Annotated in this window: 23 protein-coding genes, 2 pseudogenes and 1 riboswitch; of the genes and pseudogenes, 4 read left to right on the top strand and 21 right to left on the bottom strand. The window is 56.3% G+C overall.

Annotation, left to right across the window (positions count from 1 at the left end; translation table 11 throughout):
* Positions 1-218 precede the first annotated feature (218 nt).
* Positions 219-1,154, top strand: a complete 936-nt coding sequence (corA, locus tag MKX63_RS21365; protein WP_341023178.1) for a magnesium/cobalt transporter CorA — start codon at positions 219-221, stop codon at positions 1,152-1,154.
* Between the two features lie 172 nt (positions 1,155-1,326).
* On the opposite strand, the gene MKX63_RS21360 is transcribed toward corA, so the two are convergent.
* From MKX63_RS21360 to MKX63_RS21290, 16 genes and pseudogenes are all read right to left on the bottom strand, one after another.
* Entirely contained in the window at positions 1,327-2,343 is a 1,017-nt protein-coding gene (locus MKX63_RS21360; RefSeq protein ID WP_341019886.1) for an HRDC domain-containing protein, read from the bottom strand.
* Between the two features lie 265 nt (positions 2,344-2,608).
* Complete coding sequence (locus tag MKX63_RS21355; RefSeq protein ID WP_341019884.1) at positions 2,609-3,490, bottom strand: ROK family protein; 882 nt, start codon at positions 3,488-3,490, stop codon at positions 2,609-2,611.
* A gap of 368 nt (positions 3,491-3,858) precedes the next feature.
* Complete coding sequence (locus MKX63_RS21350) at positions 3,859-5,439, bottom strand: cobyrinate a,c-diamide synthase (protein ID WP_341023176.1); 1,581 nt, start codon at positions 5,437-5,439, stop codon at positions 3,859-3,861.
* Between the two features lie 4 nt (positions 5,440-5,443).
* The gene (locus MKX63_RS21345) at positions 5,444-6,583 is read right to left on the bottom strand and encodes a cobalt-precorrin 5A hydrolase (RefSeq protein WP_341019883.1); all 1,140 of its coding nucleotides are present in this window, start codon (positions 6,581-6,583) and stop codon (positions 5,444-5,446) included.
* A complete protein-coding gene (cobM, locus tag MKX63_RS21340) occupies positions 6,576-7,373 on the bottom strand; it encodes a precorrin-4 C(11)-methyltransferase (protein ID WP_341019882.1) in 798 nt (265 codons plus the stop codon). Before cobM ends, MKX63_RS21345 begins: the two co-directional genes overlap by 8 nt.
* A complete protein-coding gene (gene cobI, locus MKX63_RS21335; protein WP_341019881.1) occupies positions 7,370-8,245 on the bottom strand; it encodes a precorrin-2 C(20)-methyltransferase in 876 nt (291 codons plus the stop codon). The genes cobM and cobI overlap by 4 nt, the downstream gene beginning before the upstream one ends.
* 31 nt (positions 8,246-8,276) lie before the next feature.
* Positions 8,277-9,503, bottom strand: coding sequence for a precorrin-6y C5,15-methyltransferase (decarboxylating) subunit CbiE (gene cbiE, locus MKX63_RS21330; RefSeq protein WP_341019879.1), 1,227 nt, complete (start codon positions 9,501-9,503; stop codon positions 8,277-8,279).
* Positions 9,496-10,701, bottom strand: a complete 1,206-nt coding sequence (locus tag MKX63_RS21325; protein ID WP_445323562.1) for a cobalt-precorrin-5B (C(1))-methyltransferase — start codon at positions 10,699-10,701, stop codon at positions 9,496-9,498. Before MKX63_RS21325 ends, cbiE begins: the two co-directional genes overlap by 8 nt.
* Positions 10,702-11,576: 875 nt before the next feature.
* Positions 11,577-12,242, bottom strand: coding sequence for a precorrin-8X methylmutase (locus MKX63_RS21320; RefSeq protein WP_341019878.1), 666 nt, complete (start codon positions 12,240-12,242; stop codon positions 11,577-11,579).
* Positions 12,243-12,244: 2 nt separating this feature from the next.
* Positions 12,245-13,039, bottom strand: a complete 795-nt coding sequence (gene cobK, locus MKX63_RS21315; RefSeq protein ID WP_341019876.1) for a precorrin-6A reductase — start codon at positions 13,037-13,039, stop codon at positions 12,245-12,247.
* Positions 13,036-14,226: pseudogene (locus tag MKX63_RS32600) on the bottom strand (sirohydrochlorin chelatase); the annotation flags it as partial. The pseudogene MKX63_RS32600 and the gene cobK, both read right to left, overlap by 4 nt.
* Positions 14,227-14,313: 87 nt before the next feature.
* Positions 14,314-15,996: pseudogene (cobJ, locus tag MKX63_RS32595) on the bottom strand (precorrin-3B C(17)-methyltransferase); the annotation flags it as partial.
* A 38-nt stretch (positions 15,997-16,034) separates the two neighbouring features.
* The gene (locus MKX63_RS21305; protein ID WP_341019873.1) at positions 16,035-16,886 is read right to left on the bottom strand and encodes an energy-coupling factor ABC transporter ATP-binding protein; all 852 of its coding nucleotides are present in this window, start codon (positions 16,884-16,886) and stop codon (positions 16,035-16,037) included.
* A 12-nt stretch (positions 16,887-16,898) separates the two neighbouring features.
* Complete coding sequence (cbiQ, locus tag MKX63_RS21300; RefSeq protein WP_341019871.1) at positions 16,899-17,687, bottom strand: cobalt ECF transporter T component CbiQ; 789 nt, start codon at positions 17,685-17,687, stop codon at positions 16,899-16,901.
* Positions 17,684-17,977, bottom strand: a complete 294-nt coding sequence (locus MKX63_RS21295; protein WP_341019870.1) for an energy-coupling factor ABC transporter substrate-binding protein — start codon at positions 17,975-17,977, stop codon at positions 17,684-17,686. The genes cbiQ and MKX63_RS21295 overlap by 4 nt, the downstream gene beginning before the upstream one ends.
* On the bottom strand, positions 17,977-18,741 hold the full coding sequence (locus MKX63_RS21290) for an energy-coupling factor ABC transporter permease (RefSeq protein WP_341019868.1): 765 nt from the start codon (positions 18,739-18,741) through the stop codon (positions 17,977-17,979). Before MKX63_RS21290 ends, MKX63_RS21295 begins: the two co-directional genes overlap by 1 nt.
* Before the next feature lie 282 nt (positions 18,742-19,023).
* Positions 19,024-19,217: riboswitch (cobalamin riboswitch) on the bottom strand.
* Between the two features lie 139 nt (positions 19,218-19,356).
* Here MKX63_RS21290 and MKX63_RS21285 point away from each other — a divergent pair.
* The gene (locus tag MKX63_RS21285; RefSeq protein ID WP_341019867.1) at positions 19,357-20,289 is read left to right on the top strand and encodes an ArsR/SmtB family transcription factor; all 933 of its coding nucleotides are present in this window, start codon (positions 19,357-19,359) and stop codon (positions 20,287-20,289) included.
* 387 nt (positions 20,290-20,676) lie between these two features.
* On the opposite strand, the gene MKX63_RS21280 is transcribed toward MKX63_RS21285, so the two are convergent.
* The 3 genes from MKX63_RS21280 to MKX63_RS21270 all read right to left on the bottom strand — a co-directional run bounded on the left by MKX63_RS21280 (position 20,677) and on the right by MKX63_RS21270 (position 23,143).
* Entirely contained in the window at positions 20,677-21,192 is a 516-nt protein-coding gene (locus MKX63_RS21280; protein ID WP_341019865.1) for a hypothetical protein, read from the bottom strand.
* A gap of 171 nt (positions 21,193-21,363) precedes the next feature.
* Positions 21,364-21,639 carry a DUF6171 family protein gene (locus MKX63_RS21275; protein WP_341019863.1) on the bottom strand — a complete coding sequence of 92 codons (276 nt, stop codon included), beginning with the start codon at positions 21,637-21,639 and terminating at the stop codon, positions 21,364-21,366.
* A 10-nt stretch (positions 21,640-21,649) separates the two neighbouring features.
* Entirely contained in the window at positions 21,650-23,143 is a 1,494-nt protein-coding gene (locus tag MKX63_RS21270) for an alpha-N-arabinofuranosidase (RefSeq protein WP_341019861.1), read from the bottom strand.
* Positions 23,144-23,331: 188 nt separating this feature from the next.
* On the opposite strand from MKX63_RS21270, the gene MKX63_RS21265 reads away from it, so the two are divergent.
* Positions 23,332-23,745: a peptide deformylase gene (locus MKX63_RS21265; RefSeq protein WP_341019859.1), complete on the top strand. Its 414-nt coding sequence runs from the start codon at positions 23,332-23,334 to the stop codon at positions 23,743-23,745.
* Positions 23,742-24,719 carry a hypothetical protein gene (locus MKX63_RS21260; protein ID WP_341019857.1) on the top strand — a complete coding sequence of 326 codons (978 nt, stop codon included), beginning with the start codon at positions 23,742-23,744 and terminating at the stop codon, positions 24,717-24,719. The genes MKX63_RS21265 and MKX63_RS21260 overlap by 4 nt, the downstream gene beginning before the upstream one ends.
* A 43-nt stretch (positions 24,720-24,762) precedes the next feature.
* Here MKX63_RS21260 and MKX63_RS21255 read toward each other — a convergent pair whose 3' ends face one another.
* Together MKX63_RS21255 and MKX63_RS21250 are read right to left on the bottom strand one after the other, a co-directional pair.
* Positions 24,763-25,704, bottom strand: a complete 942-nt coding sequence (locus MKX63_RS21255; protein WP_341019854.1) for a 5'-3' exonuclease — start codon at positions 25,702-25,704, stop codon at positions 24,763-24,765.
* Positions 25,705-25,731: 27 nt separating this feature from the next.
* Positions 25,732-26,097: an arsenate reductase family protein gene (locus MKX63_RS21250; protein ID WP_341019853.1), complete on the bottom strand. Its 366-nt coding sequence runs from the start codon at positions 26,095-26,097 to the stop codon at positions 25,732-25,734.
* Between the last annotated feature and the right edge of the window lie 236 nt (positions 26,098-26,333).

The raw sequence follows: 26,333 nt of genomic DNA, 5'->3' as shown, positions 1-26,333 counted from the left end.
AACAATGGAAGGCGACCCGGGCTCGCGAATATGCGTGCAGAATGAACAACCACACAGGATTAACATCAGCTTGCCGGCGGCGGGAGCCCTTTTTCTTCATGCTCTCGGACCGTCTTTTGGCCTTCATCCATGATTGTACCACCGGCCAAGCTGATTTTTTCCGTGTGCTGAAATTAGCATACCCCTGGAGAAGACCAGGGACATAAGGAGTGAATCAGATGAAAATCCGGCTGGTGAATGCAGGGGTTTTTACGCCTATTGACAATATTGAAGAAACTTTAACCGCCCCTGCCGAGGGGTTCTACTGGATTGATGCGGATGTGGAGGACCTTGTTGAGCTTCAGCCTGTATACGGCCTGCATGATCTGGCTGTGGAAGACTGTCTGAGTGAAGAGGATCAGCGTCCGAAGCTGGAGATTTATGAGAGTCATTATTTCATCGTGGTGAACAGCATCCGGTTCGATGATGAGGAGATTTTCCTCCGTGCGCTCAACGTATTCCTTGGCAGACATTATATTATTACCGTTACGAAGCAGAAGATCCATGAGCTGCGTGTCCTGAAGCCCGTTCTGTGGGAGCAGGAGGTCAGTACGCCTGACCGCTTCCTGTATCTGCTGATCGACCTCGTTGTCGACAACTTCTTCTCGGTCGGTGACCGGATTGAAGCGCGGATTGAGAAGCTGGAGGAAGATATCCTTATGCATACCAAGAAATCGCATCTGAGCGAGATCATAGGGCTACGCAGTGAGATTCTCTGGCTGAAGAAGATGCTCGGCCCGCAGAAGGAAGTTATCAACACGCTTAACAAAAAGGATCTCCGCCTGATCGACGATCAACTGCAGAAGTATTTCAGCGATATCTATGAGAATGCGGTCAAGATCTCTGAAACCTTCGAAACATACCGCGATCTCATGGGCAACTTGCGCGAAGCTTATCAATCAAGTATTGCGAACCGCGCCAATGAAATCATGCGTGTATTTACGGCAATTACCACCATATTCATGCCGCTGACCGTGATTACCGGAATCTACGGCATGAACTTTGACAATATCCCGGAGATCCACACCGAGTACGGCTACTATGGCGTCATTGCCGTGATGGTGACGCTAGGCTGCGGAATGCTCATTATCTTCCGTAAGAAGGAATGGTTATGAAGCAGGGCGGACGAATACGAAGGACGAAGGCACCGTATACCCGGTTATCCCGGGACCCGGGGAGCCCTCGTCTTTTTGGTATGTCACCCGTATGTAATGCGTCTGCGGCGATCAGGAATTCCGCTCTTCAGAACCGCAGATTGGGGCCGCTGCAGGCCGTCAGTCTCCATAATTATTGAGGGGTGACCATCCTTAACGCCGCCGGATGTTCACGCCGGAAACGGATGCGGATCAGCCGCAGGCGTTCGTAATACAGATCGAGTCCTTCAGCAGGAACGAAAGATTCACCGTAAGCTTTGTAAAGGACAGGCTTCAGGAAGTTGTCGCCGATCAGTTCAAAGGCTGTCCAAATACTGTTCTGTTCTTCGGGGCTCACCCCGCTCAGCTCCAGGGTAATGAGCTTCTCGGCCGAGTAGCCATCCTTCTCCAGCTCCTCTACAACTTCAAGCACTTCCCGGCGTGAAACGCCGCTAAGCACTCTGAGCTGCTCCATCCCCTGCCCCTCTTCGATCCCCTGTAACAGAACACGCCGCAGTCTCAGCCGCTCCAGCTGCTTCTTGTACTTAAGCTCCTTCTGCTTATATTGCCAGGATACGAAGCTCTCTTCGTCTATGGCATGATTCACCCAGCCTAGGGGAAAATCATGCTCACGCTCAGCCGCTGCGGTGATACTGAGCCAGTCTGCTCCATACTGTGAGGCTTTGCCTTCACCTACACCCGGAAGCTGCAGCAGTTCCTCCTCCGTGCGGGGAAGAAATGCGCTGATCATGCGCAGCAGACGGTTACTGGCCAGGATGTAAGGCGCCTTCCGTTCGCCTGAGGCCTTCCCTCTACGCCAGGAGCACAGCTCCTCGAAGATGGCTTCATTGCCGTATTGTTCACTGTAATACTGCAGCTTAAGCTGCTCCTGGCTGCGGCTGCTGAGGTTATCCTCGTCATGAAATACCCCGTCAATCAGCGGGCGGTAGCCATCCCCCATCTTCACGGCAAGCTCGTGACGGTATACACACAGCATCTCATTCCATGATCCGCCTTCATACCACAGGCTGTCGCCCGTCTCCTGTTCGCCGGAGAAATCACGCCAGCCCAGACGCCACTGCCCATCTTCCTCTCCAATCCACAGCTGGGCAAACACCTCCCCGTCCATACCTGATCTTCTGCACAAACGGTTCATAAATACGATCTGCATATCAATCCCTACTTTCGTCGTTTTACAGTACGCATGACATATTTCAAGTGGAAACGGCATTGCCGTCCTTTAAAAGGGCGGTACCGTTTCAGCGAGAAAGATAAGGATAATTTTAGCGCGAAGCATATAAATTCTTATCTTTGAACGCAAAAAAGCACCTCTCCCACGAAATTCGTGAAAGAGGTGCTTCCTCTTAAATGCTATACTGTTAAAACCTAGAATACCATATATTACGTAACAGTCAATGCCTTTTTGTCAGCAGATCCTAATTGCGGTCCAAAGCCAGCTTGGCCAGACCCAGTGCACCCGACAAACCGGCATTATCTCCAAGCTGCGGAGGCACAATATAGCTGCCAATCTCTTGATTGAGCGCGGGATGCTGCACATATCCGCCGAGCAGCTCCTGCAGCTTGGCATGGATCAGCGGGAAGAGCTGGCTCTGCTTCATCACACCGCCGCCCATTACGATCTTCTGCGGCGAGAGGATCAGCACATAGTTCATCAGTGCATGAGCCAGATAGTGAGCCTCCATCGCCCATGCCGGATGATCCGCCGGCAGCTCGCCCGCAGGCTTACCCCAGCGCTTGCCGATAGCCGGACCTGCTGCCAGACCCTCCAGGCAATCGCCGTGATAAGGGCAGAAGCCTTCGTAGTGGTCCTCAGGATGACGACGGACCAGAATATGGCCCATCTCAGGATGGGACAGCCCGTGAACGAGCTTCCCGCCTACCACGGCACCGGCACCGATCCCGGTGCCCACAGTGATGTAGAGGCAGCTATCCAAACCTTGCGCCGCCCCCCAGCTGTATTCGCCCAGCGCCGCGCCGTTTACATCTGTATCAAAGCCGATCGGAACGTGGAATTGCTCCTCCACGGCTCCCACCAGATTATACCCGCCCCAATGGGGCTTGGGTGTGGTTGTAATATATCCATAGGTGGGGCTGCCGATAACGGGATCAATCGGTCCGAATGAACCGATGCCGATAGCCTCCACAGCTTTTCCGCTAAAATATTCCATTACCTGGCTCATAGTCTCCTGAGGAGTGGCAGTCGGAAAGCTCACCCGGTCGATAATCGTCCCGTCCTCATTCCCGATACCGCATACAAACTTAGTTCCTCCTGCTTCAATCGCTCCCAACAATTTCACTGCAGTGTTCCCCCTTCTCCTGATGCATCCATATGCTGTTGCTTCAATAACCGGCCCGGCGCGGTGATTAAAGCGTTCTCTTGTCCTATTATACGTGGCCCTTATACGTATGACAAGCGGTTGACATATAGTAGTCAGAAGTGATTTGCGGATGAGACTTAGGCTGGACTTGAACGGGAACGAAGATAGTTGGATTTTCTACACTTGCTAATGAACAAATGGCCGATGCGATAACAGCAGTTGGAAAAACAACACTTAATGTTGCCCATTTTAGCCCAAGCAGCTAAAAGTAACATGAATTGATGTTGTTTTTCCACTTGTTGCCGGACATCGCTTGATAATCGGGAAAACAAGGTACGTTATTCCACTTATTGGTTGCAGGAATCGGAATCATGCTGCTTCACAACTTGTTTGCGGTCACGATAAGCACGGCAGGCCGCTACAAGCCGGGCTGCTGCCGGGAGATGGGAAGCCAGATGGATATGCGCATAAGCAGCCATAATGCTGCCGCTGATGTAGCCTTCCGGTTGGCTGCCCCCTCTGCCCTTACTCTCATAGGCATAGGTCCGGGCTTCCCCCTCAGGATAGCTCATGATGGAGTAATGAAATTCATGGCCGCGCAGGCGCTCGCCCTGCTTCAGCAGCAGACAATCGCGCAGTGCCGTAACTTCACGGTAGCCGAGGGCCGCCCGGCGCTCCTGCATCACGGTGTGTGCCGGAACGATTCCGGCCATCTTATGCACCGTGCCGTTGCGGTCGGTCAGACTGCGGGCCAGCACCATGTAGCCGCCGCACTCCGCATACAGCGGCATTCCGGCGGCTGCGGCAGACCTCAGTCCGCCGAGGAACGGCTGATTCGCGGCAATCACCGCGGCGAATTCCTCCGGGAAGCCGCCGCCGATATAGATGCCGCCCGCTTCCGGCGGGATGCCTTCACCGCTGAGCGGGCTGAAGTAAACCAGCTCAGCACCTTCACGTGCGAGCAGCTCCAGATTATCTGCGTAGTAGAAGTTGAACGCTGCGTCCCGGGCTACGGCAATAACCGGACCTGGCTCCGCCCGGCCAATCTGTGTCTTATGTATCGCCGGCGCAGCTGATTTACAAAGTTCAGCCTCATATGTAAGCGGGCGAACTTGCTGTTCCGGCTTCTGATCGCAGGCAGGCAAAGCTTCTGGCTCCGCCGCCGCAGGCAGCGCCCTCAGAGCCGGAGCGGCCGCAGCAAGCTCCAGCAGCCGCTCCAGATCCGTGCCTTGCTCCAGCATGTCGGCGGCACGCTCGAACAAGGGCGCAAGCTCCCCGCGCTCCACAGCGGGCAGCAAGCCCAGATGCCGCTCCGGGATGTCCAGCCCGCTGTCGCGGGAGAGCCAGCCGATCACGGGAATCCCGCAGGCCGCTTCAATAGCAGCCTTAACTAACCGGTAGTGAGCCTCGCTGCCGCAGCGGTTCACCAGAACGGCGGCAATCCGCACCTGCGGCTCCAGCTGACGGAAGCCCAGCACAATCGCCGCAGCACTGCGGCCCATGCTGCGGACATCGACCACCAGCAGCACAGGGCTGGCGGTCAGGATGGCGATCTCCGCCGTTGATCCGGTCAGTGCCGTATCCTCCTTGCCGTCATACAGGCCCATGACACCCTCAATGACGGACAAGTCGGCCTCTGCCGAAGCCTGCAGGAAGTACTCCTGCAGATAATCACTTGAAGTCATCCAGGAGTCCAAGTTGCGTGAGGGACGGCCTGTGACCGCAGTGTGATAGGCGGGATCGATGTAGTCAGGGCCGCATTTGAAGCCCTGGACCTTGAGGCCCCGCCGGGCAAAAGCGCGCATCAGCCCCAGCGTGACTGTGGTTTTGCCCGAGCCGCTGCCTGTGCCTGCGATAACCAGACGGGGACGCGTCTGCCGCTCCCGGGGGGCTGATCCAGGCTCTTGTTCATATCCGGCTGTAATCATCGGCTCATTCACCGCCGCTCCCCTCCTTCTCTCCGGGATAGACAACCCGGGCTATAGCGATGGTCACATTGCCGCTCTTGTGCTTAGGCAGCAGGAGCGAATGCGCACCTGAAGACAGCAGCGCAGCAGGTTCACAGACACCGTAAGCCCCCGTTGCCCTGAATACCACCTCAGAAGGATGGTCCAGCTTAACTGTATTTAGCTGCTCCGGGGTGTACAGAACCAGCTCCCAGCTGTATTTGGCGCACAAGGCCAGCAGCCCGGCTTCATCCCCCTTGATTCCGGCTGTCGCCACATTCCGCACACTATGGAGCGACAGATGAAGCTCATTCAGCATGTGCAGGATCACGGCTTCCAGCTCTTCCGCAGACGTCCCGCGGTTGCAGCCGAGTCCAAGCACCAGACTGCGCGGGCGATACACTACAGTGTATTCGGCCAGAGCAGGACTTGCCGGTACGCCCTCCCCCGGTTCCTCCTCAAGCCGGTCGCTTACCACAATCGCTGCGCTGAAGCTGCGTCCGCTATGCCGAAGCTCCGCCCTGCTTACGAACATAGAGACATGCTCCGGCACCTCAGCACCCGGCGGCAGCCAGTCACGTTCCCCGCTCTCCTGTACAAAAGCCACCGGCTCCCCGTTAACGAGTGCAGCACTAACCCCCTTCATGGGGGTGAAGCTGTCAGCGTGCCAGCCGTACTCCCGGCCCAGCAGATCGACAGCGAAGGTGCCCTGCACATCCGAAGCTGTGGTGATCACCGGATGGCTCCCCAGCAGCCCCGCAATCTCCAGTGTCAGCCTGTTCGCTCCGCCGAGATGGCCGGAGAGCATGCTGATGACATGCTCCCCGCGCTCATCGATGACGATGACAGCAGGGTCGGTTCTTTTATCCCGCAGCAGCGGAGCGCTCAGCCGGACAGCCGCCCCCAGCGAGAAGAACAGAATGACCGCCTCATAGCTCCCGAAGAGCTCAGGAAGCAACTCTCTGACCGGTCCGTCAAAAACAGTGATCTCTCCGCTCCGCGTCTCCAGCCCGCCGCTATACTTACCATAGACAAAGACCTCAGTCCCGCCAAGCTGCGCACCAAGCTTCACAGCCAGCTCTATCCCGCTGCGTGTAATCGCAACAGCCGCATACCGCTTACTCACCGGAGCCAATCCCTTCCCGGCAGCCATGGGTAAAATTCTTGTCGTACAGCTTGGAGCGGTGCTGATCTCGGTCCGTCAGCCCGGGGTCCAGCGCCCAGCCGGCCAGGATCATGGCATGCATAGTGATGCCTGCATCACGCAGGTCTCCTTCCAGCTTCTCAACCGTTGTCCGCAAAATCTGCTGATCCGGCCAGGTGGCCCGCTTCACGACAGCCACCGGGGTCTCCGGGCTCCAGCCTGCGGCCAGGAATTCACGGCTCACATGACCGGCCAGTGACGCACTTAGAAACAGCGCCACCGTGCAGTGATGCTCCGCCAGCTTGCGCAGCTGCTCACGTTCCGGTACGGGCGTGCGCCCTTCCGCACGGGTCAGAATGACCGTCTGCGTCAGATCCGGCACGGTCAGCTCTGCGCCAACCGCCGCCGCAGAGGCAAAAACCGAGCTGACGCCCGGCACAATCTCGCAAGCGACGCCGCAGAGCTTCAGCAGCGACATTTGCTCCAGAATCGCACCGTACATGGCGGGGTCGCCGGTGTGGACGCGGGCTACGCTTTTACCGGACTGCACGGCAAGCGTCATCAGCTCCACCTGCTGCTCCAGATCCATGCCCGAGCTCTGAAGCACCTGAGCACCGGGCTTAGCGCTGCGGATCAGCTCCTCGCTGACCAGCGAATCCGCATAGAGCACCAGATCTGCCGAGCGCAGAATCCGGCTGCCTTTTACCGTAATAAGCTCAGGGTCGCCAGGTCCGGCACCTACAATGTATACCTTTGGCACAAGCTTCGTCATTTGCTCACCACCATCAGACTCAGGTACTCGACTTCCTTGCCCCGCAGGTCCCGTGCATCACGCCAGACGGTCTCATAGGGGGAGGTGACCTTAGTTACTACCGAGGCGCGGCCGGACAAGCCCAGCTCATCCACCACCTCCAGCACCAGATCCAGCACCTTGGCCACCTTAAGGAACACCACCGTATCATGATGCAGCAGCGCTTCCCGAAGCGCCTCCCTGTCGTCCGTTGCCGGGATGATCCCCACCCGCTGATTGCCGTCTGCCAGGGGCTGCTCCAGCGCAGCCGCCGCGCCCAGCACGGAGGAAATTCCCGGAACCGAGACGACCGGCACACCGGGATGCAGCTCCTGCATCAGCCGGGACAGATGGATGAACGTGCTGAAGAGATTAGGATCGCCTTCAGTCACAAAAGCCACATCCCGCCCCTGTCTCAGCTCTGCCCAGCACAGCTCTACCGTGCGGGTCCAGCCGCCAGCCAGCAGCTCCGGGTCCTTGGTCATCGGAAAGACCAGTCCGAGCATGATTTTGTCCTGCGGGTCTACATGCAGCTCGATGATTTCGTAGGCGTAGGAATTGCCGCCCTTCTTGGTAGCCGGATAAGCAATCACCGGACATTCCCGCAGCAGACGGCAAGCCTTAAGCGTGATCAGCTCCGGGTCGCCGGGGCCGACGCCTACGCCGTATAACGTTCCGATAGCCCGGGGAGTCAGTCTTTCCTCCAGCTCCAGCTCTTCACTATCCAGCGGGTCAAATAACGCACTGGCCGCCTGCATCGCTGCTTCGGTCCACAGCGTCCCGGCCGCTTCTCCTGAGGATATTTCCTGTCCGTCCGCAGCCTGCCCACGCGGCTCAGTTACATCGGTCTTCATTGCGGGTTCCTCCTTCGTTATTGTCTGATGATTAATGAAGCCTCCGGCCGCTGACCACATAGACGGGATTCATTCCTTCGAACCGGGTCATGCCGAGAATCGGCTTGCCGCGCGATGCCTGAAGCATCGTGACCTCACAGGCCAGTCCGGCGGCTTTAAGCGCCTCCATGCTGCCATGCAGCGTCTCTACCGTAATCGCCCCAACCACAATCCGCCCCTCCGGCCGCAGTCTGGCGGCGCTGTGCGCAATAATGTCCGCTAATTCCCCGCCGCTGCCGCCGATGAAGACGGCATCCGGGTCAGGCAGAGCCGCTAAGCCAAGCGGTGCCTTCTCCTGTATGATCTGGAAATCCGCCCGAAACTTGAGACGGTTCGCTGCCATGTTCGGCAGGTTCTCGGCACTTTTCTCCAGTGCGTAGACCTTCCCGAGTCTGGCAATCCGCGCACATTCCGCAGCCACCGCACCCGAGCCGGAGCCGATATCCCACACGACTGCATCCTCGGACAGGTTCAGCTCCGACAGCACCAGAGCGCGGACCTCGCGCTTCGTAATCAGGCCTTTCTCCGGCTTACGCTGCCGGAACGCCTCGTCCGGGTAAGCGAATCCGCGCCGTACAGGAGCAGAAACCTCCTGCTTATGGCGCAGAATCACGACATTAAGCGGTGCGAACTCCCTCTTCACCATCTCCTCCAGCGTCCAGAACCGGCAGACTTCCTCCGCCCCGCCAAGCCGCTCACAGATAAACGCCTCATATTCCGTCATCCCAAACTCCTGCAAATAAGCAGCAATGACCGCAGGGGTGTTGTTCCCGTCTGTCAGCAGGGCGATTTTGTGCTTGCCGTCGATCCGCTGGGCCAGTCCCTGAATGGGACGCCCGTGCAGACTGATCAGCTCCGCATCCTGCCAGCTGTCTCCCAGCCTCGCAAACGCAAGCTGCACGCTGCTGTAATGGGGGATTACCTCCACATGCTCCGGCCCGAACCTGCGGACGAGATACCCGGCAATCCCAAAAAAGAACGGGTCCCCCGAGGCCAGCACCACCGTCCGCCGCTCGCGCCACAGCTCCTCCAGCTTGTCTGTAAAAGGCTTCAGCCCGCCTTGCAGCACGATTTTCTCCCCTCTATACCGGCCGAAAAAATTCAATTGCCGCTCGCCGCCCAGCAGCACCTCACTGTTGTTCACAATACTTAAGCTATCCGGTGTCAGGCCGCCGGCGCCATCCTCACCGATCCCGATTACATAAATCAGGTTATCCATGAATCTCCGCCCTTCCCAGCACCCGGCCCTTCATTGTAATAAGCACCATTTCTACAATCATGCCTCCGTTCATATGCGCCAGGCTCTGTTCACAGGCATGCCTGCACAGCTGCTCAAAAAAAATGTGATTCCCCGCCTCAGTCATCATATCCACGACCTGTGAGGCTGTATTGGCGGCGGCAATCTCCCGCACCTGCTCCGGAGACGCTCCCGCACGGCTTGCTACGGAGGCCAGGAATCCGAAATCGACGGGCGCGTTCTTGGAGTGAATCAGCATGGCCCCCTGAGCCACCTTAGAGAATTTGCCGGCCATTCCGACGAAGGTAACCTTCCGAATCCCGTAACTCTTGGCATGCTCCAGCGAGAAGCCTACATATTCCCCCATCTGGATAAAAGCTTCCTCCGGAAGCTCCGCGAACATCGCGATGGCGTATTTCTCGCTGCTGCCGCCTGTAGTGAGCACAACCTGCCGGTTCCCCGCCGCAGCCGCCACCGAGATGGCCTGAACCACGCTCGCTTTATAGGCTTCGGTGGAGAACGGCGTCACCACCCCACGCGTGCCCAGGATCGAAATGCCGCCCAGAATACCCAGCCGGGGATTCAGCGTCTTAAGCGCAATGCTCTCGCCTTCCGGCACGCTGATGACTACCCTCACCCCCCGCGCTGCACCATGCTCGTCCAGCACGGCGGTTACCGCCTCCTGAATCATCCTCCGGGGCACAGGATTAATTGCCGCCTCTCCCACGCCAACTGGCAGGCCCGGCTTTGTTACCCGGCCGACACCGTGGCCCCCGTCAATCTCCACGCCCGGCTGATCCCGCCAGCTCACCGCCGCCTCGATCCGCGCCAGATGTGTCGCATCCGGGTCGTCTCCGGCATCCTTGACCGTGGCACAGCTTGCCGAGTGTGATCCTGTACGCTGCCAGCCGGTCAGCTCAAAGGTATGCCGGAATCCGGCTGGCAGATCGATCTCTACCGCAGGCAGTCGCTCCCCTGTAAGGAGCAGGGTTGCCGCACCTGCGGCTGCCGCTGCGGCACAAGCCCCTGTCGTGTAGCCTCTGCGCAGCGGGGGAGTTGGCGTTGCCTCTGCCGATTTGGGAATGGGCAATCCGGGGCCCGGTGCATGTGCGAACACTTCAGTTGCCTGTGCGAATCCGGGCAATCCGGGTTCGGTAGCCTGCTGTATCTGCACAGCCATCTGCCCGATCTCGGGTCTGCTTGCTTGCTCCAGCCGCTCAGCTGCCTCAGTGGATTCGGGGCCGCCTACTGGCTCCAACCGCTCAGCTGCCTGATCGTATTCAGTATCGGCTGCGTCCTCTACCTGCTCTGCTTTCCCCGCCCCTGCTCTGCTTTCTTGGCGCCGGTTCTGCCTGACGGCTTGACCGGGTATTTCCTTGGTCATGGCAATCCCTCTTTGCTGATGGTCTAAGAATACATCCTCCCAAACTGAACAATCTGCACATAACTGAAGCCTATCCTCTGAGCGTTTGCCCTGGGCAGGTAACCTGTCTTACTCTCTATATAACCTGATTATACTGCTGCTTCTAAGCAAATCAGGAGATTTACATACAAATTTTTCTAGTCTTTCTGGCTCCATTGCACTTTGTACATCAGTTGAACCCCATATCCGCCAAAACCGTGAGTCTGCTGCATTTTGTACATTAGAATTTGGTAAGGGAGAGGTTGTGGAGACTTTATCCAGAAATCAAGTGTATGAACTACAACAGAACCGGATTTCAACTATAAAATCACGAATTCTGTTGCACAGAATACAATTAGAACTAAAGAATTAATAATTTGAGATAGTTGTATTCCGTACATCTAAAATCCGTAAAAAGGGAGGTTTTCCTCATCTAACTGCAATCTGTACAACTATATCTGCCCAAATAAGGCAGTACACTCATTATAGAATAGTTTAATTGCACGTTTTACAACTAAAGAAATATTTGATCCTAAATCAGAGCTTTTAGTTGTACAGAGTGCGATTAAGCATACCCTCACTTACCGCTTACACCTTATCTGAGTAAGACAACTCACCAGTCCTGCACTTCAGCTACGTGATTCTCTAATCCGCTAACCCAGCTCACCCGCCGCCCGGCGGACGGCCAGAAGACTTAGGGCATTCACTGCGGCGACCACGATCGTACTGCCGCCTTTGCGGCCGATATTGGTGATGTAGGGAATATCCAGCTTGCGCAGCTCATCCTTGGATTCCGCCGCCGAGACGAAGCCAACGGGCATGCCGATAACAAGGCCGGGCTGGGCTTCGCCTGCTTTTACCAGACGGATGAGCTCCAGCAGGGCAGTCGGCGCGTTGCCGATGACATAGATTCCTCCCGGTGCCTGGGCGCAGGCCTTGCGCGTTGCGATGATTGCCCTTGTGGTTCCCAGCGCCTTCGCCTCATCCACCACATCAGGATCTGAAATATGTACCCGGACCTCGCCGCCGTACCGTTGAATCCGTTCCTTGGCAATGCCTGCCTCCACCATCCGCACATCCGCTATAATCGGCTTGCCCTGCAGAATAGCGTGAATCCCCGCCTCAATCGCCCCGGGATGAAACACAAGACTGCGTCCCAGCTCAAAATCAGCCGAAGCATGAATAATCCGCTGCACAATCGGGTACTCCAGGCTACTGAACGAATGCTCACCCAGCTCCTCCGTAATCATCTGAAAGCTTAAACCCTCTATCTCCTGCGGCTGTACGGTCACCGGCTTGAACTCTGTCCCGAAATCCACATTCATCCCTCTTCCCTCGTCATCAGCAGCGCATTCTTCACAGCAGCTGTAATCTCGTCAAAAGAATCAAACACCGTTGCGCCATCCCCGTAGGGCAGCCCCGGCCGCATAATCAGAATCACATATAACCCCATGTCCAGCGCAGCATGCAGTTTCTCATCCACCGAGCCTTCGGCTCCGCTCTCCTTGGTAATCATCACCCGGGTGCCATACTGCCTGTATAAGGCCTCATTCAGTTCTCTGCTAAAAGGGCCCTGAAGCGCAATAATGTTCCGCTGCTCAATCCCAAGGGCTTGGCACTTCTCCAGATTCTCCAGACAAGGCAGCAGCCTTACGGTCAGACGGATGTCCGGATCTCCCAGCAGCTTCTCCGCAAAAATCTCCAGCGTTTTGCCTCCGGTAGTCAGCATCACAGAGCCCTTCAGCTCCTTAGCCTTGCGCGCAGCCTCCTCATAGGAATGCACAAGCAACAGCCGGGGATGGCTGTTATAGATAAGACTCTGCCGCTCGTAGCGGAAGTAAGGCAGTCCCAGCGCAGCAGCAGCTTCCATCGCATTGGCATGAGCCTCCAGCGCAAATGGATGGCTGCCGTCCACCACGGCACGGTACCCGCCCGCTTGCAGCAAAGAGATCATTGCCGCGCGGTCCAGTCTGCCGATGCTGGTGCGGATGCCTGCGGCTGTAAGGCGTTCTGCCCCGCTGGGCGTCACTACGCTGGCCTGCAGCGGCAGGCCTTGGCGCGTAAGACTCTGTGCCAGCTCGCGGGCGTCGCTGGTGCCGCATAGCATGAAGATCATCGCGGCTGCCGAAGCGCCAAGCCGTCTGCCGGATTCGCCGCCTCCGTTACATCATGCTGCCCATGCTGCCCATGCCTCCCATGCGTATGTTCCTCATGCCCGTGATGCGCGCACTCGTGGTGAACATGCTGCCCTTGGCAGTGATGCTGATGCTCATGCGTGTGCCCATGTTCATCATGTCCTTGATGCGCACACTCATGGTGACCATGCTCATGGTTCCCATGGCGGTGCTCATGCACGTGCCCATGTTCCCGATGCCCGTGATGCCCGTGTCCATGCCCCTCATGACTGTGATGCCCATGCCCGTGATGCCCATGCCCATGCTCCCCATGCCCCTCTTCACCATGATGGTGATGGTGGTGATGCAAAGAAGCTGCATCACGGTATTTGCAGTTATCGCAGTTGCTGAAGGCATGGCCTTCCAGCGTCTCTTCAATCCGCTCTGTCAGCATATCCGCCAGCAGCGGATGTGCGCCCAGTGTGCCGCCGATCTGCACTTCAAGTTCGGGATGCTCAGCTGCGAATTGCGCGACCCTCTCGGCAAACTGCTGCATTAGCACTCCGGTGAACAGCAGGTACGGGAGAACGATAATTCTGCGCGCACCCAGCGCCAGGCAGCGCTCAAGCCCGTCCGGCAGCGACGGCTTGGCGATGGCAATGAAGCAGCTTTCCACGCTGCGGTAGCCTGTTCTCTCCCAGAGCAGCCGGCTTATCTTGTACAGATCGCTGTTAGCATCCGGGTCACTGCCCCCGCGTCCCATCAGCAGCACGATGGTGTCCTTATCCTCTATCGTAGATGCAGCGTTCCCGCGCAGCTCCAGGTCCATTCCGCCAGCCGCCTTCTCCTGCGCCACCGGAAGGCGTTCTGCTTCCTGAATCCGCTCCAGCAGAATATCGACGGCACGGTCCTGCACCCCCAGCGGGCGTCCGTAGATAAACTTCACCCCGGGATATCTCTGCTTGGCCTCGTCAATGGCCATGGGAATATCGAGCTTGGAATGTCCCGCCGCGAACAAAATAATCGGCACAACGTATATCTCTGCTGCACCGCCCTCAATACATCTGGCAATGCCGCCAGCGATGGAAGGCGACGCCAGCTCGATGAAGCAGGTCTCGACCTTCAGCTCCGGCTTACGGGCCGCGAGCAGGCGGGTGAATTCCAGCAGCTCCTCATTGCCCGCTTGAACCCGGCTCCCGTGTCCCACCAGTAATACCGTTCTCATCGTCTGTACTCCTTCTATGTTGTTATTGTTGTCGGAAGTATGGGCTGCGCTTCCTGATGCACTGTCCATCCGTTCCCGGAACGCATGATACCGCTCCTGCTCCCGGCCATTAATCCTATATTCCTCAACTGCCGCAGCTACAGCGGCTACCGCTTGCTCTTCGTCCATCCCTTCACGCACCAAAATCCCTGCATGGGCGCCCCGCCCGGACTTCTTGCCGCCGAGATACAGCTCATAGCTGCCGCGCGACATTACCAGCCCGATGTCATCCAGCACAGCGGAGCTGCAAGCCATCCCGCAGCCGGCTACGCTGATGTGCAGCTCTCTGGGCACAGCCATCCCATGCAGCAGGGTGTGGAGATGAACAGCAGCACTTAACGCTCCGCTTCTGCGCAGCTCACAGAATCCGCAGGTTTTCACCTTCACGTAATCTCCAGGCGTGCTTACATTCAGTCCGGCCTCCAGCAGCCTTGCTCCTGCCTCTGTTCCTTCGCTCCGGCTGCCGCGCAGCAGGAAATACCCGTCCTTCGTATAGACCAGTTGCCCCTCGCTGCCTGCCAGCTCAGCCAACAGCTTCATCTGATCGCCGCTGAAGCTGCGGCTGCCGGCTGCGGGAGCAATCTCCAGCTCGAAGGATGAATCGGTGGATGCCGTCAGGTGATCGGACAAGCTCCGCAGACGCTCCATCTGCGGAGCAGCAGCCAGGCTCTGCTCAGCCGCCTCTTCCGCCCGCCCTGATCCTGCTTCACTACAGGCTACCGCCCGTTCTATCCGGACAGAATCTGCTGCTTCCCGCTGTCCAGGCTCTGCCTCGCTTCCCGCAACAGCAGCTTCTCTCCCTGCATCGACAGTTTTTGCCGCTCCGGCGCAAGCGGCCCCCTCTGCCTGCCCGGACTCCGCCGCAGCCAGCGACCACGGCTCTGCGGCTGTACGCAGCCGCTCGTGCGGCTTCAGCGTCTGCGTCTGTGCCCCGAGACTGTACTTGCGCTCATATCCGCGCGGCGTAATCATAAGGTCCTCATAGACAATGGTAGCAGAGTTGCCGACCACCACGGTTGAGAGCATGCCGATCTCATGCTCCAGCATATCCTGCAGTGTGGTTACGACTGTCTGCTGGCGGTCACGGTAGGCGCTTTTGACAATGCCTACCGGTGTAGCCGGATCACGGTAACGCAGCAGAATGGTGCGCGCTTCTTCAATCTGGCGCGTCCGTCTGCCGCTGCGCGGATTATAGAACGCAATGACGAAATCCGCCGCCCCCGCCGCTTCCACACGCGCAGCAATGCTCTCCCAGGGCGTAAGATGATCGCTCAGACTGATCGTGCAGGAGTCATGCATAATCGGCGCCCCAAGCAGTGAGGAACAGGACTGGATCGCCGAGATTCCCGGGATCACCTCCACCTGCACCCCCTCTGAGCGGCTCCAGCCGCGTTCGATCAGCACCTCGTAGACCAGACCGGCCATTCCGTAGACACCGGCATCGCCGCTGGAGATTACCGCAATGTTCTGACCCGCTTCTGCTCTGCGGACGGCCTCCTGGGCCCGGCTGACCTCCTCGGTCATCCCCGTGCCGACAATCTCCTGATGCCGCAGCAGCGGCCGGATCAGATCTACATAAGTGGTATAGCCGATGACCGCCTCGCTCTCATCCAGCGCAGCCAGTGCGCGGCCGGTAATATGCTCCAGCGCTCCGGGGCCGAAGCCGATAATCAGCAGTTTCCCTTGTTTGTTCATTCCTCTTCCCCCGTTCATCATGTGAAACATATAGATTTTTATATTTCAAGCGCAAGCAGCTTATGTAGCTTCACTTTGAATTCGCCGGCGGTGCGGGGAGCACTCTGCCCTGCGGTCAGGCCGGCTGGCAGGCTGAACCATAAATCAGCCAGCAGCGGCAATCCCAGACCAATGGACAATAGCTCCTCCCGTCCCGCAAAAATCTCCTCCGGCGTCCCCGCCGCCCGGCATCTTCCATGCTCCAGCACAATAATCCAGTCCGCCCAACGGTAGGCCAGGTCCATATCATGCGTAGCCATAACTACGGTTGTTCCTTTATCATGTATAGCTTCAAGACCCTTCAGCATCTGCGTTTCCGATAACGGGTCCAGATACGAGGTCGGCTCATCCAGCAGAATCAGCTCCGGCTCCATAGCCAGCACACCGGCGAGTGCCGTGCGTTTTTTTTGGCCCAGGCTTAGCTGGTGAATCGGTTTATCGCCCAGACCGGTCAGATTCAGCAGCTCCATGACCTCCCGGCAGCGCGCGGCAATAGCCGGTTCAGCCATGCCGCTGCCGCGCAGCCCGAACGATACATCCTCCAGCGGTGTGCTGAGGATCAGCTGCTGCTCAGGGTCCTGGAAAACCAGGCCCACTCTCCGCCGCAGAGCGGCCAGCTCTTTTTTGGAGTAGGATAATGCCTTCCCTCCTTGCAGAACCGTACCCTGCTGCGGGCGCAGGATGCCGACGGCATGCAGGAACAGCGTCGATTTGCCCGAACCGTTATGACCGAGTACCGCCGTCTTGCTGCCTGCGGGGATGGAGAACGTAAGTTCATGCAGCGCAGGCTCCTTCGTATCCGGGTAATGGAACACCACTCCGTCACAAGCCAAGCTATATTCCTGATCCATGGCCGGCTCCTTTCATGTGTTAGTGATAAAGTACGCTTCAGTCAGCAGCAGCACAGCAATACCGGCATAAGCCTGGATTGTATACCGCCGCGGCACAGGACGCGCCGTATAAGGCGGGAGAATAATCTCGTCTGTGAATCCGCGGGCCAGCAGCCCCTGCGACAATCCGTAATAACGGTGCATCGTGTTGCCGAACAGCGCTCCTGCCATAGCCGCAGTCTCCCGAAGTCTGGCCATGTAGCCCCGCCGGCCTCCGCGCAGCCTGCGGGCCAGCAGCAGGCCATGCGCTGCATCACTCAGCAGGAATAAGAAGCGGTACATAATCAGCATCAGCTCCAGAACAATCTGCGGCATCCGCAGCCTGCGCAGCACCTGCAGCAGCTCACTGAACGGAGTAGTGAACATCAGGAAAAAGAAACAGCTCATGCAGGCAGAGATTCTGGCCAGCAGCTCTCCGGCCCGCTGAAGCCCGGCCGCTGTAACATATACCGGCAGGTTCAGTCCAGGAAGCGGGAATATTCCTGCCTCTCCCGCTGCCGGATGCCCGAATTCCACGAGCAGCGCCGGTACGCTAAGCGCGTAGAACAGCAGCGCTGTGCCGAGCAGCATGCCATAAGCACGGAAGGGAATACGGGCCTGTAATACACACCAGTACATCATCCATAGGGTGATTGCAGCCTGCAGTACCGGATGTACGGTGTAAGAGAGCAGGAACATCAGGGCTGCGAACGAGCTTTTCCACATCGGGGATAACTGGCGCAGAGCATTATTGTAAGAGAGAACATCAATCCGCCGGATCACTTGCTGCTATGCTGCTTCGTCCCGCCTTGCTTGCCCTTGAGCAGCCCCAGGGTATAGCCGATCACACCGGCACCAATCGCTGCCTGCAATGCAAACAGCATACTCTCCGTCTCCCCCGGGAGCTCAGTCAGCGGCTTGAACCACGGCTCATAGTCAGGATTAATCTCAGTAATCGCACCTTCAGCCGCATCATCGGCCCCGCCGAATTCCCCGTTAACCAGCAGCAGCGGCAGAATGACAAGCAGAATAACGACCAGCAGCATCAATCCATTTTTCCATTTATTGCTCATTAGGCTCTTCCTCCGTTCACCTTGCGTTTCAGCAGCGACAATTCATTCGGGCTATACGATTTCAGCCAGTTCCACAGCAGTACCGTCAACAGCCCTTCACTGATGGCCAGCGGGATTTGCGTCACGGCAAAGATTCCCCCGAATTTAAGAAAAGAAGCCATTACACCGCCATCCGCCGCCGGAAAAGCCACCGCCAGTTGAACGGAAGTCACTACATACGTACTCAGATCAGCCGCCGCAGCCGCACAGAATAGGGCCAGCTTTTCGCGGTCCGGCATATTCATCATCAGCTTATACACTGCATATCCGGCAAAAGGACCCGCCACCGCCATCGAGAACGCATTGGCTCCAAGCGTAGTGATCCCGCCGTGCGCCAGCAGCAGCGCCTGAAACAGCAGCACAATCGAGCCGATCACGCTCATGGGCATCGGTCCCAGCATTACCGCACCAAGTCCGGTTCCGGTAGGGTGGGAGCTGCTTCCGGTCACGGAAGGCATTTTGAGCGCAGACAGAACGAAGGTAAACGCACCGGCCAGACCCAGCAGCAGCTTCAGCTCCGGATTCTCCCGGGTCATGGCTCTCAGCTTGAAGATTCCCAGCACAAAGAACGGGATAAACGCCGCCCACCAGAACACCGCCCAGCCAACCGGCAGGAACCCTTCCATAATGTGCATCGCGCGGGCCGTACCCGGTTCATTCAGCATAAAATACACCGTAAATCCGGCAACCAGAGCCGCAAAGCTCCACCCTCTGTGTTTTTTCATTTGTCACCCTCCATGTTTGTTGATTTCCGTTAAAAATAATAAAACTAAAAAACCCACCCTAAAGGGTGGGAGTGTATGTACGCAGGCAAGTTCGATAGAACGCGCAGCCGCTGCCAAACGATACAAGGCGCTTCTCATCGTACCATCACTATGGGACGAATCCTTGTATCCAGCAGCTATAAACCGGTGATCCTCTCTACACTCAAGATTCCTCCGGTCCATCAGGGCAGAACGCCTCTTCTCATTAACCTATCCGTACACCGCTCCTATCCGCGTAGAGTCGTGGTGTGCGTAGACAAGGTAGGTCTCCTGGCTTGGAATGCAAACGCCGCAGGCTTCGTCTTCCCCGGGGCTTCCCGAGTGACCTCATGAAGTGCAGCTCTTCCATACAGTGGCGGGACCGCTCGGGATTTGCACCCGATTCCCTGTTATCTCTTGCCGCATCCGGCAAGAGCACCTTGTTTCACCGCTAATTCATCTCACATCATAACGGACCCGGCTCAGCGTGTCTGTGATATAAATTGGAAAAGCTGTCCTGCGGACAAACTTGGCTTGTAGAAATTTTATTTGAGTAATATAATTATTAACTATACAATCTGAACGTGGAGGCATCCGATGAAACTCGATCTAACCGAACAATCCCTGCCCGTGTACGAGGCCTTGTCCAGTACCGTGCGCCTGCATATGCTGCGGCTGCTGTCCGATAAGCCCATGAACGTGAAGGAGCTGGCTGCAGCCCTCAAGCTCAGCAGTGCAATTATGACCATGCATGTGCGCAAGCTCGAAGCTGCCGGGCTGATCCGCAGCCACATGGCTCCAGGCAAAAGCGGACTGCAGAAGATCTGTACACTGGCTGCCGACGGGGCAGAGATTATTTTTCCAAGGCAGGCCCGGACTCCGCGCAGGGGATACCGCAAGGATATCCCGGTGGGGCATTATTCCGACTTCCAGATTGAGCCTACCTGCGGACTGTCTACGACGGAGAGGGTCATCGGGCACTTTGACGATCCCCGTTATTTCTGGGACCAGGAGCGGGTGAATGCCGGGATTCTCTGGTTCGGCAAGGGGTTCGTTGAGTATAAAATCCCGAATTTCCTGCTGTCCAGCCAGCAGCCGGAGGAGCTTGCCATCACGATGGAGATTGCCTCGGAGGCCCCGTCGATCAACAACAACTGGCCGTCGGATATTACCTTCACGCTGAACGGACAATCGCTCGGCTTCTGGACCAGCCCCGGTGACTACGGAGATAATCCGGGAAAATACACTCCGGCCTGGTGGCCCGCACTCACCAATCAATACGGCCTGCTCAAGCAGCTGCGGATTACGCAGACGGGTACCTACATGGACGGGCAAAAGCTGTCGGAGGTCACCCTCGATCAGGTTGGCATCCGCAACAAACAATGGACCTTCCGGCTCTCTGTCGAGGAGGATGCCGAGCACATCGGCGGTCTCACCCTGTTCGGAAAAGGCTTCGGTAATTACAATGAGGACCTGGTGTTTGAGCTGTTTTATACGGATGGTGTGGCAGATTTGCCGGGTTCTATATAAAGGCTTGCTTAGGGTGTTTAGAAGGTAGGTAGGTAGGTAGGTAGGTAGGTAGGTAGGTAGGTAGGTAGGTAGGTAGGTAGGTAGGTAGGTAGGTAGGTAGGTAGGTAGGTAGGTAGGTAGGTAGGTAGGTAGGTAGGTAGGTAGGTAGGTAGGTAGGTAGGTAGGTAGGGGAGATTGATTAGTTAGACTAATTAGGTTGGTTTTTGTTTCAGCTACTTTTGGAGCCAATACTCCTCATTTCCGCTCATCGCCCACTTTCGGCTGATTCAGGTGCATTAGTGTACCACCCATTAGCCAACCAGCTAACTTCTCCCCCACCTATGGGATTTATCCCTCTCATTTCCTCCTCCAGCACACTTTCCACCCCATTAGAGGGATTTATCCCTCTCATTTCCTCACCCAGTCCACTTCCCGCGCCGCATCAGAGGGATTTATCCCTCTCATTTCCTCACCCAGCCCACTTCCCGCCGCATTAGAGGGATTTATCCCTCTCATTTCCTCACCCAGCCCACTTCCCGCCGCATTAGAGGGATTTATCCCTCTCATTTCCTCACCCAGTCCATTTCCCGCCGCATTAGAGGGATTTATCCCTCTCATTTCCTCACCCAGTCCACTTCCCGCCGCATTAGAGGGATTTATCCCTCTCATTTCCTCACCCAGTCCACTTCCCGCCGCATTAGAGGGATTTATCCCTCTCATTTCCTCACCCAGTCCACTTCCCGCCGCATTAGAGGGATTTATCCCTCTCATTTCCTCACCCAGTCCACTTCCCGCCGCATTAGAGGGATTTATCCCTCTCATTTCCTCATCCAGCCAACTTTCTGCCGCATTAGAGGGATTTATCCCTCTCATTTCCTCACCCAGCCCACTTCCCGCCGCATTAGAGGGATTTATCCCTCTCACATTTCCTTCTCCCCCCCTTTCCTCTCACCTCCACAACGCAAAAAAGCCCCTCCAACCGCACATTGTGCAGGTTCGAGGAGCTTTCGTTGATCGATCCGCCTCATATGGCAAGAGCGGCTTCTAGCCTATCTATTTAGCCGGTCCTTGCCGTTAAGCGTCAGGTATGAGCCGTCATTCCACCACCGGCTGCCACTTTCCGCCGCCCGGCAGCGGACAGCTGCGGGCCTTCAGCCGGGCCACGACAGGAATGATGCAGCCACAGGCGGTGCAGGTCACGCCATCCTGCAGCTTCGGGCAGGTCCCGCAGATCGCCAGCCGCTCGGCATAGACCTCGTCGGAAGCTGAATTGCCGGGATTGAACATGGAGGAGGCCAGAATGCGGGCAATCTGCGCTTCCGTCACCTTGTACTCCTCCCGGCATCCCTTGCAGGTTGAAGTCGTTGTCATCCTGCGTTCCTTACGCCTTCGGCGTAATTTCCAGAACGGTTACCGACATCGGAGGCAGTTCTACAGTCAGCGTATCCCCTTCAAGCTTGAAGGCGCTGAATGCCTGCGGTGTTACAGCTTCCGGCTGCTCAAAAGTATTATGAGCATCGATGGAAGCACCAGCCAGAGTAGTACCGCTTACGAATGCTTGACCAGCCAGTCCGCGCAGCTCCAATGGCAGGGTTGCGGATGCCGCATGGTTCAGGTTGCACAGGCTGACATGGATCACGCCATCTGCGGTTACAGAAGCGGAAGCCGATACTTCAGGAATGTCCACTCCCTCATAGCTGTATACCGGGCTGTCCACAGTCAGCTCCAGCAATTCTGCATCCTGATGCACCTTGTACATGTTGAATACATGGTAGGTCGGGGTCAGGAGCATTTTCTCGCCTTCGGTCAGAATAACAGCCTGCAGCACGTTCACAGTCTGGGCAATGTTCGCCATCCGTACACGATCACTGTGCTTGTGGAAAATATTCAGCGTCAAGCCGGCCACCAGCGCATCGCGGATCGTGTTCTGCTGGTAGAGGAAGCCAGGGTTCGTACCCGGCTCAACATCATACCAGGTGCCCCATTCGTCAACGATAAGGCCGACTCTTTTCTCAGGATCGTATTTGTCCATGATAGCAATATGGCGGGTAACCAGCTCATCCATGAACAGGGCCTTCTTCAAAGTCGTAAAGTATTCGTTAGTCTCAAAGCCTGTAGCCGCGCCCTTATGATTCCAGTCCGAAGTAGGCAGGGTGTAGTAATGCAGGGTTATCGAATCCATGAAGCGGGTAGCTTCACGCATCAGTACTTCTGTCCAGTTATAGTCATCCGCATTCGCCCCGCAGGCGATCCGGTGGATCTTGTTGTCTCCATAGTTACGTACATACGTCTGATATTGGCGGTACAGGTCAGCATAGAATTCAGGACGCATGTTACCGCCGCAGCCCCAGTTCTCGTTGCCCACGCCGAAATACTTGACGCTCCAGGCATCTTCCTGGCCGTTCTTCTGACGCAGCTCAGCCATTGGCGAGACTCCGTTGAAGGTCAGATATTCCACCCACTCGGACATCTCTTGAACCGTTCCGCTGCCTACGTTACCGTTGATGTAAGGCTCGCAGCCCAGCATCTCGCAGAGCAGCATGAATTCATGCGTACCGAAATGGTTGTTCTCTACCGCGCCGCCCCAGTGTGTGTTGATCATCCGTTTGCGCTCTTCGCTCGGGCCGATGCCGTCCTTCCAGTGGTATTCATCGGCGAAGCAGCCGCCCGGCCAGCGCAATACCGGAATTTTCATTTCCTTAAGCGCTTCCACTACGTCGTTGCGGATACCCTTGGTGTTCGGAATAGGGGAATCTTCGCCCACCCAGATGCCTTCATAGATACAGCGTCCAAGATGCTCAGCGAAATGTCCGTAGATGTTGCGGTCAATCTTACCTTTGCGGATGTCGGTGTTCAGTACAATGCGTTCTGCCATGGGAAGTTAACGCTCCTCTTTAAGTTAATATATTTGTTAATCATTTAACAATTATATTAACATTATAATCAAGCTTCCTCCGGTTCGTCAATCTTTATCTTAAGCACCCCCTCTAGCATTCCCGCATTCCACTTCCCCGTCAAAAATGATATTATGGACACACAAATACAGCACAATTGGAGAGTATGATGATTAGACCTATCAGTAAAGATATATCGCTGCTTAGCCAGAAATCTGCTCCGGCCACGGAGAAGGATCTGCCCGTGTTAATGGATCTTGTGGAGACCCTGAACGCCAACTCCGACCGGTGCGTCGGCATGGCTGCGGACATGATTGGCGTCAACAAACGTATCATTGCCATCCGCGTGGAGCAGCAATTGACCATTTCGATGATCAATCCGGTGATCGTTAAGCGTGCCCGTCCTTATGACACGGAGGAAGGCTGCCTGTCGCTTGAAGGCGTACGCCCGGCGAAACGATACGACTACATTGAGGTAGAATACCTCGATTATAATTTTAAAAAGCACCGGGATAGCTTTACCGGATTTACGGCGCAGGTTATCCAGCATGAGGTGGATCACTGCGAGGGTATTGTCATTTGAGCCGGGACCCGAGAGCGCTAACCTTCAGCAGGACGGCCGCTGAGCAAATTCTGAGGAATGAGACCGATACCCGCACGCTTTTGTCAGAATATCCGGAGTACAAAGAAGAGGTGCTGCTTGAGATCAATGCCCTATCGGGCCGTCAACGCGCCAATCTGATCCAACATTTGCTCGCCAGCTATACAAGCAGCGCCAAAATAGCGAAGAGTAAAATTGTCAAAAGCGGCTTTAATCAAACGACCATTAACGCTTTTCTTCCTAATATAATTAAAGCCCGCTTCGCCATTTATCTGATCGAACAGCTGCAACTCGCGGTATCCGCCGAATCAGCCTCCGGGCCTGTCCGGTTCAATCTCTGGGACGGTTATATTCTGCAGAAGCTCCTGTTCAAGGACAAGCTTGTCCGCAAGCCCGTATCGCTCCCTCTGTTCCGGGTATGCTGGAAGCTGATTATCCGCCCCAAAGTGCTGATGCCGCTGGTCAATAAACAAGGAATCTATTGCTTCTACTCCCGTTCGTTAATCAAGCGCTTGTCCGCTCTGATCGGAGATAAGGCGTGCCTGGAGATTGGAGCAGGTGACGGTACCTTGACGAGATTCCTTAACGATAACGGCACAGCCTGCCGGGCAACCGATGATTATAGCTGGGCGCATTATATCACCTACCCCGATTTTGTGGAAAAAGCCGATGCCAAAGCCGCCTTGAGCAAATATGCTCCAAAGGTTGTACTTTGTTCTTGGCCGGTGCCCGGCAACCCGTATGAGAAGCATGTTTTTAATACAGATTCTGTAGAGTTGTACATTGTAATCGGCACAAGAGACCCGGCGATCACCGGTGATTTCGATGCGTATGATAAGGCTAAGCATTTCAGCATGGAGCTGAATGAGGAATTATCCCGCCTGCTAGTGCCGCCCTCTGAGGACAATGCGGTCTATCTCTTCACACGCAAACAAGACAGTACACATTCACGATAGGTGAGCATCTACTGTCTTGTTTGTTTTACTGTCTATTCCGGCCTCAGCCCAGATCCCCCAGCTCAATCTGCACGATTCCCCGGTCATCCCGCTCCTCGGCGATTCCGCCGATCAGATGCATCAGGCTGCCGAACTCCAGCTCATTGAACTTGCGTGCGGCGTTATCCCGCTGCAGCTCCCAGAGACATTCGGCCAGCTCGCATACCACCGGCACATCACAGCGGATCTCCGCCAGTTCCCGTGAGAGATGCAGCATGTCGAGATCCGCTTCAATCTTGGCGCGTACGCCCTTGGGCAGCAGATGCAGGTTCTCGATGACCCCTTCCACCGTGCCGTATTCCGTCAGCAGCTTGGTGGCCGTCTTCTCGCCTATGCCCTTCACCCCGGGATAATTATCGCTGGTGTCGCCCATGAAGCCCTTCAGGTCAATCACCTGCGCAGGAGTGAGGCCACGTTCTGCCAAAAGCTCAGCCGGATCATACACTTTATAGTTGGAGCGGCCTTTTTTCATAATCACGACCTTGACGCTGTCATTCACCAGTTGGAGCATGTCATGATCCCCGGTCAGAATATAGACCTCCGACTCCCCGCTGTAGCACGAAGCCAGTGTACCGATGCAGTCATCTGCCTCATACCCGGCCAGCCCGATATTTGGCACGCCCAGCTCCGCCACAACCTCCTTCACGAGGTCGAACTGCGGGATCAGCTCCAGCGGAGCGTCAATCCGGTTCGATTTGTAGCCTTCGTACTTCTCCGAGCGGAACGTGCCCTTGCCCATATCCCAGCAGCAGACCACATGCGAAGGCTCAAACGTACTCACCGCGTCGAAAAAATACTGCAAAAATCCATACACCGCATTCGTCGGCAGCCCGGCGCGGGTCTTGCGGATATATCCACCATAAGAGGTAGCATAAAAAGCGCGGAACAGCAGAGCCATTCCATCGACAATCATGACCCGGCCCTTGATTTCTGTTGCTGTGCTCATGTGTAACCTCTCCTTGTATTCCTTCATTTAGGCGTTGCTCCAAGCTGCGGCGTACTGGTCTTCCTTGTAGCCTACGGTAACCTTCTTGCCGTCAGTGACTACCGGACGCTTAATCAGCATCCCATGTGCGGACAGCAGCGCAAGCTGCTCGTCTTCGCTTAAATCTGCAAGGGTATCCTTCAGGCCAAGCTCCCGGTAGACCTCACCACTCGTATTAAAAAACTTCTTCAGCGACAGGCCGCTGTGCTTCACCAGCACACGCAGCTCCTCCACGGTTGGCGGCTGCTCTGCGATATGCTGCAGCTCCAGCTCGTGCCCCGCTTCCTTCAGCCATTTCACTGCGCTGCGGCAGGTGCTGCATTTCGGATATTGATACACCTTCAAGTTACTCATCGGCTTCTCCTTCTATTATAAAGTGCAGAAGTGATGCTAGTCTTACAGATCGTCACTGCTGCTTATTTTGTTGGATTATTCTGCATAGCGGCGGCTTTTGCCCGGCCGGCCTTACGATCGGCATCACGCCCGGCATTACGCCCGGCATCAATAGCTGGAAATTGTACAACTCTTCCTTCCAAATCCGCATCGCGGGAGGAAATAGTTGGATTTCCGGCATTTAAATTCGGAAAAAT

Source organism: Paenibacillus sp. FSL R7-0179, from assembly GCF_038002265.1.
In the GTDB taxonomy this organism is placed as follows: Bacteria; Bacillota; Bacilli; order Paenibacillales; family Paenibacillaceae; genus Paenibacillus_AQ.
The sequence above is the reverse complement of the archived record's forward strand: the minus strand, read 5'-3'. Positions and strand labels throughout refer to the sequence as shown.